The 14450-nt window shown below is 74.1% G+C and carries 10 protein-coding genes and 1 tRNA gene; 6 read left to right on the plus strand and 5 right to left on the minus strand.

All coding sequences use genetic code 11. The features are described from left to right. Nucleotides 1-129: 129 nt before the first annotated feature. Nucleotides 130-1647 (plus strand): M16 family metallopeptidase, encoded by a 1518-nt coding sequence (locus tag WMF22_RS11475; protein WP_437299139.1) that lies wholly within the window; start codon nt 130-132, stop codon nt 1645-1647. Next, nucleotides 1644-3197, plus strand: coding sequence for a M16 family metallopeptidase (locus tag WMF22_RS11480; RefSeq protein ID WP_438035775.1), 1554 nt, complete (start codon nt 1644-1646; stop codon nt 3195-3197). Before WMF22_RS11475 ends, WMF22_RS11480 begins: the two co-directional genes overlap by 4 nt. Nucleotides 3198-3270: 73 nt before the next feature. Here WMF22_RS11480 and WMF22_RS11485 read toward each other — a convergent pair whose 3' ends face one another. The 3 genes from WMF22_RS11485 to WMF22_RS11495 all read right to left on the minus strand — a co-directional run bounded on the left by WMF22_RS11485 (nt 3271) and on the right by WMF22_RS11495 (nt 9319). Further along, a complete protein-coding gene (locus tag WMF22_RS11485; protein WP_438035776.1) occupies nt 3271-3876 on the minus strand; it encodes a hypothetical protein in 606 nt (201 codons plus the stop codon). 66 nt (nt 3877-3942) lie between these two features. Further along, nucleotides 3943-5370: a DUF6600 domain-containing protein gene (locus WMF22_RS11490; protein WP_438035777.1), complete on the minus strand. Its 1428-nt coding sequence runs from the start codon at nt 5368-5370 to the stop codon at nt 3943-3945. Between the two features lie 337 nt (nt 5371-5707). Continuing rightward, nucleotides 5708-9319: a HEAT repeat domain-containing protein gene (locus WMF22_RS11495; protein ID WP_438035778.1), complete on the minus strand. Its 3612-nt coding sequence runs from the start codon at nt 9317-9319 to the stop codon at nt 5708-5710. A 364-nt stretch (nt 9320-9683) separates the two neighbouring features. On the opposite strand from WMF22_RS11495, the gene WMF22_RS11500 reads away from it, so the two are divergent. Beyond that, nucleotides 9684-10898 carry a hypothetical protein gene (locus WMF22_RS11500; protein WP_438035779.1) on the plus strand — a complete coding sequence of 405 codons (1215 nt, stop codon included), beginning with the start codon at nt 9684-9686 and terminating at the stop codon, nt 10896-10898. Further along, nucleotides 10895-11689, plus strand: a complete 795-nt coding sequence (locus WMF22_RS11505; protein WP_438035780.1) for an MXAN_2562 family outer membrane beta-barrel protein — start codon at nt 10895-10897, stop codon at nt 11687-11689. Before WMF22_RS11500 ends, WMF22_RS11505 begins: the two co-directional genes overlap by 4 nt. 51 nt (nt 11690-11740) lie before the next feature. On the opposite strand, the gene WMF22_RS11510 is transcribed toward WMF22_RS11505, so the two are convergent. After that, a complete protein-coding gene (locus WMF22_RS11510) occupies nt 11741-12331 on the minus strand; it encodes a serine protease (RefSeq protein WP_437299146.1) in 591 nt (196 codons plus the stop codon). A 138-nt stretch (nt 12332-12469) separates the two neighbouring features. After that, nucleotides 12470-12543: transfer RNA gene (locus WMF22_RS11515), tRNA-Pro, on the minus strand. Nucleotides 12544-12749: 206 nt separating this feature from the next. Here WMF22_RS11515 and WMF22_RS11520 point away from each other — a divergent pair. Beyond that, nucleotides 12750-13157, plus strand: coding sequence for a VOC family protein (locus WMF22_RS11520; RefSeq protein ID WP_437299147.1), 408 nt, complete (start codon nt 12750-12752; stop codon nt 13155-13157). A 157-nt stretch (nt 13158-13314) separates the two neighbouring features. Beyond that, entirely contained in the window at nt 13315-14355 is a 1041-nt protein-coding gene (locus WMF22_RS11525; RefSeq protein WP_438035781.1) for a hypothetical protein, read from the plus strand. Nucleotides 14356-14450: the final 95 nt, after the last annotated feature.

Raw genomic sequence — 14450 nt, forward strand, 5'->3', positions numbered from 1 at the left:
CTTCTGCATCGGCGGTGCGTCCATCCCTCGTGACAACTTGACAACCGCACCCGCTGGCCGGGCGCGTCTCCGCAATCCATGCTCCCGCCCGCTTGCGCCCCACCCGCGACCGGCGCAACCCTCGGGCTCATGCAGACCCGCGCGCGTCACCCGCCGCTCCCGCGCTCCACCGGGCCGATCCTGGTCGCCGTGGCCGCGGCTCTCTCTCTGTCCGGGCCGAAGCCCGCACCAGCAGCTCCGCCCGAGGCCACGTCGTCACCGCCGAAGGCCGCTCCAGCTGCGGCACCGAAGGCTGCGCCGGCCGCGGCCCCGGCATCCGCGCCCACGGCGCCTCAGTCCGCGGCCTCCCAGCCGCCGAAGCTCGACATCCCGTACACCAAGTACACCCTCAAGAACGGCCTCACCGTGATCCTCCACGAGGACCGCGCCCTGCCGATGGTCGCCCTGAACCTCATGGTCAAGGTCGGCTCGCGGTTCGAGGAGCCGGGGCGCACCGGCTTCGCGCACCTGTTCGAGCACCTCATGTTCATGGGCACGCGCCGCGTCCCCACGAAGCAGTTCGACGCCTGGATGGAGGCCGAGGGCGGCTGGAACAACGCGTGGACCAGCGAGGACCGCACCGCCTACCACGAGGTGGCGCCGGCCCACGCGCTGCCGCTCCTGCTCTGGCTCGAGGCCGATCGGTTCTCGTCGCTCGCGGACAGCATGGACCTCCCGAAGCTCAACGCGCAGCGCGACGTCGTGCGGAACGAGCGCCGCCAGACGAGCGAGAACGAGCCCTACGGCAAGGTCGACCTCCTCATGCCCTCGCTGATGTACCCGGAGGGACACCCCTACCACCACCCCGTGATCGGCTCGCACGAGGACCTCCAGGCCGCGACCGTCGACGACGTCACGACGTTCTTCCGGCGGTGGTACGTGCCGAACAACGTCTCCCTCGTCGTGGCCGGCGACTTCGATGCGCAGAAGACGCGCGAGCTCATCGAGCGGCTCTTCGGCGGCATCCCGGAGCGGCCCGTCCCCGCGGCGACCACGCCCTCGCCCGTGAAGCTGAGCGGCGTCGTGCGCAGGACGATCGAGGACAACGTGAACCTCCCCAAGGTGATCATGGCCTGGCACAGCCCCGCGCACTTCGCGCCGGGCGACGCCGAGCTCGACCTCCTCGCCACGGCGCTCGATCAGGGGAAGGCGAGCCGCCTCTACAAGGCCCTCGTCTACGACAAGCAGCTCGCCCAGGAGGTGAGCGCCGTGCAGCGCTCCGGCGATCTCGGCTCGACGTTCACCGTCGAGGCGATCGCGCGGCCAGGCGTGCCGCTCGAGAAGGTCGAGGCCGCCATCGACGCCGAGCTCGCCAGGGTGCGGGACGCGAAGCTGAGCCGCGAGGAGCTCGATCGGGCCAAGAACCAGTACGAGACCGCCTTCGTGATGGCGCTCGAGTCGGTCGCCGGCCGGGCCTCGATGCTCAACCGGTACGAGACGTCGAAGGGCCAGCCCGGGTTCGTGGAGCAGGATCTGAAGCGCTACCGCGACGCGACCGCGGAGTCGCTGCAGGCGTACGCGAAGAGCACCCTGGATCCCAACGCCCGGGTGATCCTGCGGGTCGTGCCGAAGGGCAGCGAAGAGGCGAAGAAGGCGGTGACGAAATGAGAGCGAGACACGCAGGCGCGATGATCGCGCTGGTCGCCGCGGCCCTCGGCTGCGAGCCGAGGACGCCGGCGCAGTCCGCCGCCCGGGCGGAGGCACCGCGCCCGAGCGCCCCGCCGGCGGCCGCGAAGCCCGCGGACCCGCTCGGGCCCAAGCCGGAGCTGCCGAAGCCGCAGCCGTTCACGCCGCCGGCGCCGGTGGTGCTCGACGGGCCGAACGGCGCGAAGGTGTGGCTGCTCGAGCGCCACACGCTGCCGATCGTGTCCGTGGCCATCGGCGTCGCGTCGGGATCGGCGGACGATCCGAAGGGCGCGGCGGGGCTCGCGCACATCACCGCGGACATGCTCGACGAGGGCGCGGGGACGCGGAGCGCGGTGGAGCTGTCCAGCGCGATCAACGACCTCGGCGCGACGCTCTCGGTCGGGGCGCGCGCCGACGGCAGCGTCGCGACGCTCTCCGTGCTGAAGAAGAACTTCGACAAGGCGTTCTCGCTGCTCGCCGACGTCGTCGCGCGCCCGCGGTTCGAGGCGAAGGAGTGGAAGCGCGTCAGCGAGCTCTGGCAGAACGACCTCAGGAAGCGCGGCGACGACGCGACGCGGGTCTCGGGGCTTGTCTCGATGGCCGCGCTCCACGGGCCGGGCACGCCGTACGGGCACCCCGTCGACGGCCTGCTCGCGGACGCGAAGTCGATCGGGCTCCCGGCCGTGAAGGCGTTCTACAAGGCGGCGTGGCGCCCGGACCGCGCGGTGATCACCGTGGTCGGCGACATCACCCGGGACGAGCTGCAGCAGGCGCTCTCGCGCGATCTCGGGACCTGGTCGGCGAAGGGCGCCACGGCGAGCGCCGCGCCGGCCGCGAAGGGCGCGGCGGAGGCGCAGGGCGCGGCGGCCGCGCCGGCGTGGAAGCCGCCGCGGCTGGTGATCGTCGACCGCCCGGGGGCGCCGCAGTCGGTGATCGCGGCCGTGCGGGAGGGGGTCGCGGCGGGCGATCCTCGGCGGCCGCTGCTCCAGCTGATCAACTCCGCGCTCGGCGGCTCGTTCACGTCGCGCCTGAACCAGAACCTGCGCGAGGATCACGGCTGGTCCTACGGCGCCGGCTCGGCGTTCACCGAGACGAGGCTGCCGGGCGCGTTCGTGGCGCGGGCCTCCGTCGTCACCGAGGCGACAGGACCCGCCCTGAAGGAGATGCTCGCCGAGCTCGCCAAGATGGCCGACTCCGGGCTGACCCGGGACGAGCTGGCGAAGGTGCAGGCGCAGGACCGCGCGGAGCTCGTCTCCGCCTACGAGACCGTGAACCGCACCGCCCAGCGCCTCGGGACGCTGGCGCGGCTGAAGCTGCCGGAGACGTTCGACGGCGACGCGAGCAAGGCGCGGCAGAGCGCGACGCTGGCGAGCCTCGCGGAGCTCGCGAGGGCCGTGGATCCGAAGACGGCGACCGTCGTTGTCGTGGGACCGCGGCAGGAGATCCTGCCGCAGCTCCAGGGGATCGGCCTCGGTGAGCCGGAGGCGTGGGACGTCGAGGGGCAGCCGATCCCGCCGAAGAAAGAGCCCTGAGCGGCGCGCGCCCTGGCCGGGCGCTCCTCCCGCCGCGCGGGCGGCGGGGGGAGCGGGCGGCAGGATCGCGCCCTCAGGGCACGGTCGGCTCGAAGTCGATCGGGCTGCTGGGCGCGCCCTCGTGCAGGACGCCGTCGCCGAACCAGTAGACGAAGCGGGGCTCCTCCGCCCCGTCGAGGTAGGCCTCCAGCCGGACGATGGCGCCCGGGGTGGTGGCAAACGTCATCGCGTCGATGTCCGAGCCTGTCTCGGCGTGGAAATACGCGACGCCGATGTCGACGAGGCGCGTCGCGTCCGTCTTCTCGATCTCGATCCCCGCCAGATCGATGAGCTCGGACGCCGTGTCGACCGAGGCATAGAGATCGAAGCTGCAGACGACCTTGGAGGTGTTGGTGTCGCAGGTCGTCCAGAGCGTCCACGTCCCGCCCTCCGTGTACTCGACGAAGATGCCGACGCCCTCGCCCGGCTCGGTGCTCAGGGTGGCGTCCGTGTCGATGGCGACGCGCCGCACGTCGTCCGCGGGCGGCGGGGGAACGGTGTCGTCGTCGCCGTCGTCCCAGTCGTCGTGGGCGTGATGGTCATCGTGGTCGCCGTCCTCGTCGACGATGATGCAGCCGGCCGAGGCGAGGGGCGCGGCGACGAGAAGGAACGACCACAGCCCCAGTGAACGACGCTTCACAAAGTCAGCGAAAAGAGTCATCGGATCTGCTCCTGCTCGTGGACGTCGCAAGACGTGGACCAAGCGCTACCTCGACCGCGGGCGACCGGACGGCGGCGCGGTCTTCCCCGGAGCCGGACCTGACGGAAGGTGGATCCTGGGGCGCGGCGGGGACGACGGCGCGCTCGGGAGCGCGCGCGGCTTCGCGATCGGCTGCGGCGCCGGCGTCGCCTGCGGCAGCGGTCGCGGCGCCGTGGCCGACGGCGATCGGTGCGGGAGCGCACGCGTGGCGGCGCGCGGCGCCGGGGCCGCCGGCGGCTCCGGGGCAGGGGCGGGCGACGGCGGCGTGACCGCCGGCCGCGAGGGCCGGTGCGATGGGCTCGCGCCGGCGCGGTGCAGCGCGCCCGGATCGGAGACGCCCCGCGCGGGGAGGCCGGGCCTGGCGATCGGGGCCGGCGCGTCGCCGCCGGGTGTCCTCCGCGGATGCAGCGGCGTGCGCAGCGCCGGCGCCGCGCGACGGTCGTCGCCCGCGGGCGACGCCGGACGGCGCGCCGGAGGGGGCGCGAGGCGCGCGCTCGGCGTCGTGCTCCTGCGCGAATAAGCGAGGGCGCGAGGATCCGGCCTGTCGCGGTGCCTCGGGGCGGCCGAGGAGGGAACGCCGGCCTCCACGAGCGACGGCGACGCCGGGCGGTAGCCGCCAGGACGGATGCCGTGGGGCGGGCTCGAGCGGCCCGCGCCCCCATCGCCGCGCGGGCGGACGTCGGCGCGCCCGGGCCTGCTCGCGGTCGGCCGCGCCGGCCTGTAGGTGTGCGAGTGCGCGGCGACGCGCCGGACGACCTCGCGATCGCGGACGACGTGCGTGTGGACGTGGCGATGGAACACGTGCGTCGTCGGGCAGAAGACGTACGCCGCGGGGGGAACGGTCCACAGCGAGACAGCGACGCCGCTGCTCCAGGTGTAGGTGGGCGGCATCGGGGCCCAGCCGACGTAGCCGGCGTCACCGACGCGCCAGACGACCCACGCCGGGGCGTACGTGCGCCCCGGGATCCAGGCCCAGCCGTGGGAGGAGATCCAGACCCAGCGGCCGTAGTGGAAGGGGATGTGGCCCCACGCGTAGTCGCTGACCCAGAGCCACTCGCCGTCGTCGGTCAGCGCCCAGTGGCCCGCGGTCTGGTAGGGCGCGAAATCCGGGCCGACCACGACCGCGGAGGGCACCCAGACCGTGCCGTAGCCCGGGGTGTCGATCCAGGTGCCGTACGCGGCGAGCGGCTGCTGGAACTCGACCAGGGCGCTCGGGTCGGTGTCTTCGTACTCGTCCGCCTCGATCTCGGCGTTCACGTGGACGTCGACCTGGACCGACGGGGGCTGGGCGGCGGCGCTCGCGGGCGCGGCGATGAGCGCGGCGAGCAGCGGCAGGGCGCCGCCGAGCCGGCGGAGCCGGGCCCCGGGGATGCCCGGCGCCGCGGGGGCAGGGCGCAAGGGGGAAGCGGACAGCGGGAAAGGCATCGGCAGCATGATGGGTCCTTCTGGAGGGGGGTGCCAGGGAGAGGTCGGGCTGGCCTCGGGCGCCCTCGGATCTCTTCAGACGTCCCTGCGCGGCCGACGTTGCACATTGCAGGCCACGTTCCGGAGCGCCGCTCTGGCGTGCCCGACCGAGGTTGAGGGACGGGCACCCGACCGAGGTTGAGGACGGGCACCCGACCGAGGTTGAGGACGGGCACCGGCACCCGACCGAGGTTGAGGGACGGGCACCCGGGCACCCGACCGAGGTTGAGGGACGGGCACCCGGGCACCCGACCGAGGTTGAGGCACGGGCGGGCGCACCCGACCGAGGTTGAGGCGTCGGCGCTCCTCAATCGAGGTCGCTGTCGTCGAGCGCCGGCGTCTCGTCCCCCGGAGGCGGCGCTCTCCCGGGCAGCGCCGGCGGCCTCGGAAGGAGCGACAGCCGCGCGTGCGCGTCGGCCAGCCTGCGGTCGGCCTCGCGCAGGCGCCGGTTCAGCACCCGGATCACGGCGTCCGCGATCTCGGCCGTCTCCCGCACCGCCTCGTGGAAATCCTCGGCGGAGACCCGGAGCAGCTCCGCGTCCTCGGTCACCACCGCGGTCGAGGCCCTCGGCTCGCTGTCGAAGAGCGACATCTCGCCGAACACGTCGTTCGCGCCGAGGCGCGCGATCTCGCGGCCGTCCAGCGTGAGGCTCACCTCGCCCGAGATGATCGAGTAGAGCGCGCCGCCAGGCTCGCCCTGGCGGAAGATGACGTCGCCCCGGGCCAGCGACACGACGAGCGAGCCGCGCGCCAGCGCCACAAGATCGTCGCCGGCCACGCGGGAGAAGAGCGGGACGCGCTGCAGGAACAGGACCTTCTCGATCGTCGTGTACATCTCGTCCTCGGGGTCGATGCCGGTGCCGCCGGTGACCGCCCAGTATCGTGCGTAACGGGCCACCGCGGGATCCTCATCGGCCCGCAGCGCGTCCAGCCGCTCGCGGGCGCCCGGCGGCGACGTGACGGCGACCGCGATGGCGGCCGCCTCGCGGACCAGCGGGTCCGGATCGTAGGTCGCGGCGAGCGCGTCCCCGGCGGCGCCGGAGATGGATCTCCGGGCGACGGCATCGAGCGCGAGCGCCGCGCTGTAGGGGTCGCCGCGCACGATCTCGTGGCGGATCCAGGAGATGACCCCGGCCTCCGGCGGCACGGGCCTCCCGGGGAACGCCGCGGACAGCTCGAGCAGCCGCTCGACGAGGGAGACGAGGCGCTCGCGCAGCGGGCGGTCGAGGAGCGACTCCAGCACCTCGAACGCGTTGGCCCGCAGCGCGGGATCCGGGCCGAAGACGTGGTTGCGCACGAGGGCGACGACCTCGCGCGGGTAGGCGAGCTCGCACAGCCGGAGCACGCGGATGAGCCCCTTCCGCAGCCGGCGGAGCAGGTGCTGATCGAGCAGCGCCCCGGCGACGCGGGGGCGCACCGCGATGTACGCCTCGCGCGTGCGGACGTGCTCCACCGTCTCGTCGTCGATGCGGGCGCGGATCACGCGCAGAGGCGCCGGCGGCGCGCGCAGCGCGAGGCGCAGGCGCGACGCCGACGCGAGCACCTTCTGGCGGAGGGCCTCGTTCGGGTGGTCGATCCGGGCGAGCAGCACGTCGAGCGCGTCGTGGCTGCAGAGCCGCGCGAGCACCCGCGGGATCGCGAGCCGCACGGCCCGCGGGGTGCCGTCGTCGCCGAGGCGCGCCGCGAGCTCGGGGATGGCGTCGTCGCCGAGCGCCTCGATGGCCCGGGCCGCGGCCGGCGCGAGGGCGCGCTCGGCGAGCGCGTCCGCGAGCAGAGGGAGCAGGCGCGGGTCGGCGACGCTCGACGAGGAGCGCACGGCCGCGCGCCGCACCGCGGGGTCGGGATCGCCGATGAGCCGCGCGAGGGCGCGCTGGAGCGACGCGTGGCCGACAAGGCCGAGGATCCGGGCGGCGGCGGCGCGATCGCGGGGCGACGGGCTGTCGAGCAGCGCGCGCAGCCGCGGCGCGCCCTCGAGCATGCCGTCGAGGCCGCAGTAGCGCAGGAGCGCGGCGATCGCGGCGGCCCGGAGCGCCTCGCCGCCGGGCGCGTCCGCGGCGGCGCGGGGCGCGGCGCCCTCCCGCGCGAGCGCGAGCAGCTCGTCGTGGGCGTCCTCCCGCAGCAGCGCGGCGAGCGCTTCGACGGCGGCGACGCGGACGTCGGTGTTCCGGTCGTGGATCGCCGCGCGCGCGATGCTCGCGCCCTCCTCGTGCTCGAGCTCGGCCGCGAGGCGCACCGCGAGCGCGCGCACCCTGGCCGAGCCGTGGCGCGCGAGCGCGGGCACGGCCTCGCGCACGAGGGTCGGGTCGAGCTGCTGGAGCTGGTCGACCGCGAAGAGCACCTGCACCATGGCGCGGCTGTAGAGCGCCTCCTTGAGGATCGCGCGCGTCTGGGGGCCGTACGCGACGCTGTCCGGCTCGATCTGGCGGCGCATCAAGGTCCGGCGCATGGCGTCGAAGTAGCCGCGCCGCACGAGCGGCAGGAGGGCGATGGACGCGACGCAGAGCGGGAGGGAGTAGACGCCGATCCACGCGGCCTCCTCGACGAGCGCGGCGCCCGTCGCGGCGGTGGGCGCCACGGCGAGCAGGATCAGCGCGCCGAGCCCGTAGCCGAGGGGCTTGGCGATCGTGGAGACGAGCGTCCGCACCTTCTCCCGCAGCGCCGGCTGGAACGGGAAGAACAGGAGCTGCATCGTCGCGTCGTAGATCGTGAGCTGCAGCGCGTTGTCGCTCAGCTTGAGGATCGCGCCCCAGGCGAGCGACGGCGCCGCGAGCAGCGCGACGGTGCTCGCGGTGAACGCGGCCGGCATGGCGAGCAGCCCGCCGAGCACGCCGTGGCGCCGGAGGACCCGGGGGGTCGCGACGAGCTGCACGAGGAGGCCGACCACGCCGACGGCGCCGTAGAGGAACCCCATGAACCGGGTGAGGTCGTCGACGTGGGGGTAGGCCGTGAGGGCGATCGCCTTGAACTGGTAGTCGCCGATCGTGAGGACCGTGAAGAGGAGGAAGGTCAGCAGCGCGAGGGTGAGGGCGTAGCGCGATCGCCACACGTCCATGCGCGGAAGGCGGGCCTGGAGGAGCTCCTCGTCGCCGGACGGGGGGCGCGCGAGCGGGTAGCGCCGCGCGAGCGCGGTCGTCAGCGCGGCCATGGCGAGGAGCGCCGCGATGAGCACGAACAGGAGGTTCTCGGTGCCGATCCACCGGACGACGGCGCCCGTCGCGAAGCCGCAGGCGACGGTGCCTACGACGCGCCCGCTGCCGATCAGGCCGAAGAGGCGCTTGGCGCTGCGCGGGTCGTGCAGGTCCTGGGCGACGGCCCAGACGAGCACGGCGGTGAAGTTCGCGATGATCTCGGACCAGATGTAGAAGACCAGGATCGCGCCGCGCACCTCCTGGCCGATGAGGACGCGCAGCAGCGCGAACGTGGCGGCGCCGAAGAGGGCGAAGGCGACGCACAGCCGGGCGCGCGGCAGGCGGCGGGCGACGCGGTCGTACGCGAGCGCGGCGACGGCGGAGGCGACGCCGTAGACGATCCACATCGGCGCGATCCAGGTGACGGGGAACCTGGTGAGGAAGAGCGCGTCGCGCGCGGAGCGGCCGACGACGAAGAGGAGGGCGGCGAGGAAGAGCAGGCAGAAGAGCAGCGCGGTCCGGTGCAGCTCGACGCGGGTGAGGGGGACGCCGAGGACGGCGGTGTGGGCGTCAGGGGCGGCGCCGCTCGGCGCCAGCCGGCTGGGCCGGCTGGAGGGCGGGCGCACCGACGGGGCGGCGCCGGACGCGGGGGACGCGGGCGCGCCTTCCGGGCGCGCGCTGGGCTGGCCGGGCTGCCCGGCGCGCGCCGGCTCCGGCGCCGTCGCGCGCTCCTTCGCGCTCGGCCCTGCCTTCGAGCCCGGCTGCGGGGGAGCGGCGTCGGTCGAATCCACCTGCCTCAAGCTAGCCGAGCTCTCTCGAAGAGCGCGTGTTTCGGGCCACGCAGCCCGTCCGCCGGCCCATGGCGCTGCGCGGCGGTCCGCTCACCCTGCTGCTCCGCGGCGCCGATGCCAACTTGTCAGGAATGGACGGCGACCCTGGCCAGCTCGTCATGCGGCGCGCCTCCGAGCCTCCGAGGTGGGGCGTCGAGGACACCTCCAAGGACGCCTCCGACGGGACCGCGGGGGGCCTCCGAGGGCGCTTTCGACGCGGCATCCGGCGCGGGCGCACGCGGGCGCACGAACGATTTCCGCGCCGTTCGAAGGGCTGTGCGGGGCATTTGCGGCGTGGTACGAGCTGTGCTGAAAGGACGCGCCCATGGACACGACAAGGTATCCCGTCCGGCTCCGGCCGCGAGGGCGGCGGCATCTCCCCCGGCTGTGCGCGGTGGCCCTCGCGGCGGCGGCGCTCGCCGGAGGCGCGCGACAGGCCGGCGCGACGGTGACCATCAGCAGCCAGGTGGTGCGCACCAAGGTCACTCGCCCGGACGCGCAGAACCCCCTCTGGATCAGCCATGAGGACTGCGTCACCGGCAACGATCTGGAGCTCACGCTCACGCTGACCAACCCGACGAGCAGCGACAGCCTCGAGGTGTGGGTCACCGAGTCGACGGATTGCACCCAGGCCGAGAATCGCCAGCCCGGCGATTACTGCAAGCGGCTCCCGGTGACGCCCGGCGTGGATGACACGGTGGTCGTCACGCTGCCGGCAAAGGAGATCGCGAAGGAGCTCCTCGGCGCCAACGACTGCGAGGTCACGTCGCGGGGGAGCACCGAGGCGGTCAAGATGATCGTGTACTTCCTGCGGCTCTCCTCCGCGGACGACAGCGAGCCGGAGTTCGCGACATGGGAGCAGACCAAGGTGGACCTCCAGGGCCCGAAGCCGCCGACGAACGTGCAAGCGCACTCCGGCGATGGGCGTATCCTCGTCGATTACACGCAGAACGAGGCCGATGAAGTGCTCGGCTACTATCTCTACTGCGACGACGGCGGGCAGCCCTCGCCTGACGCGAGCGGGGCAGGGGCAGCCGGCGGAGGCGACGGCGCGGCGGGAGCCGGCGGCGGGGCAGCCGGCGGAGGCGGCGGCGCGGCGGGGGCCGGCGGCGGAACGACGAGCGGCGGCAGCTCCGGCTGCCAGTCGTCGCTCCTGGTGCCGGGGGAGATCCCGGACTCCGCGCAGCGGTGCGGCAGCGTGGGGAGGGGCAGCCGCGGCGAGGCCACGGAGAACATCGTCAACGGCAGGTCGTATGTCGTCGGCGTCGCGGCCTATGACCAGGTGGGCAATGCCGGGCCGCTGTCGGCGATCTCCTGTGCGACCGCGACCGACGTCGACGGGTTCTTCGAGCAGTACCGGGACGCCGGCGGGCAAGCCGGTGGGGGCTTCTGCAGCATCGAAGGGCCGGTGGGGGCGGGCCGGTGGGCCGCTGCGCCGCTCGCCGCCGTCGCGGCCGGCGCGGCGCTCGGGTTGTTGCGCAGGAGCCGTCGCCGTCGACGCCACGCGCACGCGCGTTCCTTCACGCAGGAGAGCGAATGAGCTGTCATCTCCGTCATCTGGCGGCCGCCTGCCTCGCCGGCAGCGCGGCGCTCCTCGCCGCATCCGTCGCCGGCGCCCAGACGAGCCCCGGGATAGGCGACTGGCGGCAGCACGATCGCTCGAGGATCCAGCGAGAGGAGCGCTATGCGTCTCCTCAGAGCTTCGCGTTCGAGCTCCGCTTCGCCCCGTACTCTCCCGAGGTCGACGAGGAGTTCTCCGGCGCGGGCCCCTACGACAAGACCTTCGGCGACGGCCAGAATTTCTATTTCGGGGTCGAGGTCGACTGGCTGCCGCTCCGGATCCCGTACGTCGGCGTGATCGGTCCAGGGATCGGATGGGGGTACACGTCGGCGTCGGCGAAGGCCTTCGTGGCGGGCAGCGACGACAGGGCCGATGCAGAGGAGACCTCGCTCACCATCATGCCGATGCACCTGTCCGCCGTCCTGCGCGCCGACGAGCTGATGCGCAAGACGGGCGTTCCGATCGTGCCTTACGCGAAGGTGGGCCTGGGGATGGGGTTATGGACGTCGACGTCGGGCCCTGTCACGCCGGAGCCCGCTGGCGTCCGGGGCGAGGGCATCACGTGGGGCACACACCTCGCGTTCGGCGGGATGCTCGCGCTCAACTGGCTGGACCGCCGCTCGGCCTCCCAGCTCGATGAGACGACGGGCATCAACCACACGTACCTGTTCGGCGAGTGGATGTTCGCGAACCTCGACGGGCTGGGCTCGCGCCCGCAGATGCACGTCGGCACCTCGACGTGGGTCCTGGGGCTCGCCTTCGACATGTGAGGCGCGGCGCCGCGCGATGGACGCGCGCGGCGCGCGGCGCCGGTACGCGCTTCACGGCGCGCTGCCTTCGAGCGGCGCGCCGCCGTCGTCTTCCTCGATCACCGTCGTTCCCCGCGGCCGGGCGGTCGTCGCGCGGCGCGGGGGGCTGTCGCTCGCGAAGGCCTCGACGGTCTCCTTGGTCGGGGCCCCGAAGATCGGCACGACGAGCTCGCGCGCGGCGCCCTCGCGCTCGTACGTGATCTTGAGCTCGCTGGCGCTGGCCAGGGCGCGATAGGCCGCGAACAGGTCGTCCGGGCGCTCCAGGGTCGCGCCGTTGACCTGGGTGACGATGTCGCCGGTCTTGAGCTCAATGTTGCTCCAGTCCGCGGGCAGCGCGAGGATCTTCCAGCCGATGAACGCGCCCGCCCGGACGACCTCCTCGACCGGCACGCGCCGCAGGATCCAGGGCGGCCCCGCCAGCAGCACCCGGTCGACGTCGGCGCGGGCGAGCTGCCCGGCGGGCACCGCCTGCTTGGGCGGCGCCGCGCTCTGCGCGCGCGGTGCCGGAGCCGCCGCCGGGGCGGCCGTCTGCGGCCCGCCGCACCCTGCGACGACGGACAGGGAGAGACATGCGCCGAGCAGGAGTCTTACGGGCGTCGACATCGGCGGGACTATGCGCAGCGGACCCGAGGAGGCCAAGTTCGATGCGCGGCGGGTGCGATGGCGACGCGAGCGGCGATCCAGCTGAGCCGCAGGGCCGGGGCCGCCCGGCTCGCGAGGGGCGAGGATCGTCGGAGAGGGTCGGGGAGGCGGGATTTGAACCCGCGACAACGAGCACCCAAAGCTCGTGCACTACCGGACTGTGCGACTCCCCGGGCAGAGCGCGTCCGCGAGCGGGACCATAGACGAGGCGCCCTGCCGGGGCAAGACAGGTCGCATCGATGGTCAGCCGCGTCGACCGCGTCGAGCGCCCGGCGCTGGCCGATCGAGCGCCCGGCGTCGGCGAGGCGTCGGCCGCGTGGCGTCCGCGTGGCTTTCCAGGTGCGTCGCCACATGAAAGGCGCTGAAATGAGGGCGCAGTATGAGCGGGACGGTCGCGTCTCTGTCGGTCCATCACCTGGCCGTGGTCGTGCGCGACCTGGTGCGGGCCGAGGCGTTCTACGCGGGCGTCCTCGGATTGCCGGTGGTGCGGCGCTGGACGGACGAGGCCGGAGCGCCTCGGTCGGTGTGGCTCGAGCTCGGGGGCGGCGCCTTTCTGGCCGTGGAGCGGGCGGGCGCCGCCGGGCCGATGCGCGCGGACGAGGCGCCAGGCTGGCACTGCGTCGCCCTGGGGATCGCGCCGTCCGAGCGGGAGGCGTGGCGCCGCCGGCTGGCCGCGGGCGGCGCGGTCGTCGAGCGGGAGAGCGCCTACACGATGTACGCGCGCGATCCCGACGGGAACCTGGTGGCGCTCAGCCACTACCCGCACCCGCAGGCGGAGCCGGGCTGATGGCGCGGACCGTGTGCAGTGCGCGTGGAGCGCCGTGGTGAGATGATGGAAGGTCGGGCGGCGCGCCAGGGACCTGGAAGCTGCTCGAGGGCCTGCGCGTCGAAGGGGAACGAACGAGCCGGAGGGTTTCGATATGCCGCGTTCAACGTCCGATTCCATGTCGCCCGATGCGCCCGTGCCGCTCGTGTTTCCCTGCGGGGCGATCGGGCTCGTGGGCGGCTGGATCACGGCCGACGTTCTGGAGATGGACGAGCTCGTGCCCCGCTTCCTGCTCGCGGGTGTGACCCCGATCGTCGCGGCGCTGCTGGGCCACTACCTGACGCCGCGGATCGGAGGCGTCTGGGGCGATGGATCGATGGCGTTCGGCGCGGGCGATGGATCGATGGCGTTCGGCGCGGGCGATGCGCCGGCGGACGGCCTGCCGTGGGTCGACGCGCCGGGGAAGTGGACCCGGCGAGGGCCGTTCGTGGCGGGCGTGCTGGCGCTGTGGGCCATCGTGGTGGCCGGCGTCGTGAACGGGATGACCATCGGGCTCGTGGCGGGGCCGGCAGGGATGATCGTCGGCGCGGCGTTCGGCGCCGTGTTCGCGCTGCCGTTCGTTCCGGCGCTCGCGGTGGTGCTGATTGCGGCGAATCGCGTCGGGCGGGCGCGCGCCGGCTCGATCGTGGCGCTCTCGGATCGGCGTGCGGTGTGGGCGGCCACGGCGGCGGTGATCGCGGTCGCGCTCCAGCTGGGGTCGGGGCTGGCGGGGGCGGCGGCGCCCGACCTGGGGCGCCTCGTGGCGGCGATGGGGTTCGCCGTGGTGGCGGGGCTGTGCGCGCTGGACGCGATGGACATCGCGAGGGTGCTGAAGCTGCCGCGGGAGCGGAGCGGGGCGGGGGACGAGGTCGCGGAGCGGATCGCAGAGGAGATCGAGGCGGGGGCGACGGGGGTCATGGCGGCGGGAGACGACGGCGCAGCGGGGAGCGCTGCGTGGTCCGGGGGGAAGGGGACGGGGGAGAGGATCGATCTCGGCCTCGGGGACGAGGTGCAGGTCGAGGTGGTGAGGCCGACCCACGCCTACCGGGGGGCGCAGCAGATCGCCCGGGTGGTGCGGGGGAACCGCGAGCGCGCCGTGGCGGCGCTGCGGGCAGGGCTGATGCGGGGCGCGGGCGCGCTGGCGATCGGGGCGGCGCTCTGGGGCGAGGTGTGGAAGTGATCGTGGCGCGCGGAGGGCGGCGGAAAGCGGAAGAGCGCGGGATGGTGGCCGCCGGAGGAGCGCGGGCCGGTGGGGCGCGGCGGAAGAGCGGGCTG

This window comes from Sorangium sp. So ce204, from assembly GCF_051526795.1.
GTDB lineage: Bacteria > Myxococcota_A > Polyangia > Polyangiales > Polyangiaceae > Sorangium > Sorangium cellulosum_B.

Excerpts from the sequence above, each read along its gene's own strand:
- WMF22_RS11525 (WP_438035781.1), top strand. The coding sequence starts at position 13,315 with ATGTCGCCCGATGCGCCCGTGCCGCTCGTGTTTCCCTGCGGGGCGATC.
- WMF22_RS11510 (WP_437299146.1), bottom strand. The coding sequence starts at position 12,331 with ATGTCGACGCCCGTAAGACTCCTGCTCGGCGCATGTCTCTCCCTGTCC.
- WMF22_RS11520 (WP_437299147.1), top strand. The coding sequence starts at position 12,750 with ATGAGCGGGACGGTCGCGTCTCTGTCGGTCCATCACCTGGCCGTGGTC.
- WMF22_RS11475 (WP_437299139.1), top strand. The coding sequence starts at position 130 with ATGCAGACCCGCGCGCGTCACCCGCCGCTCCCGCGCTCCACCGGGCCG.
- WMF22_RS11505 (WP_438035780.1), top strand. The coding sequence starts at position 10,895 with ATGAGCTGTCATCTCCGTCATCTGGCGGCCGCCTGCCTCGCCGGCAGC.
- WMF22_RS11490 (WP_438035777.1), bottom strand. The coding sequence starts at position 5,370 with ATGCTGCCGATGCCTTTCCCGCTGTCCGCTTCCCCCTTGCGCCCTGCC.
- WMF22_RS11500 (WP_438035779.1), top strand. The coding sequence starts at position 9,684 with ATGGACACGACAAGGTATCCCGTCCGGCTCCGGCCGCGAGGGCGGCGG.
- WMF22_RS11480 (WP_438035775.1), top strand. The coding sequence starts at position 1,644 with ATGAGAGCGAGACACGCAGGCGCGATGATCGCGCTGGTCGCCGCGGCC.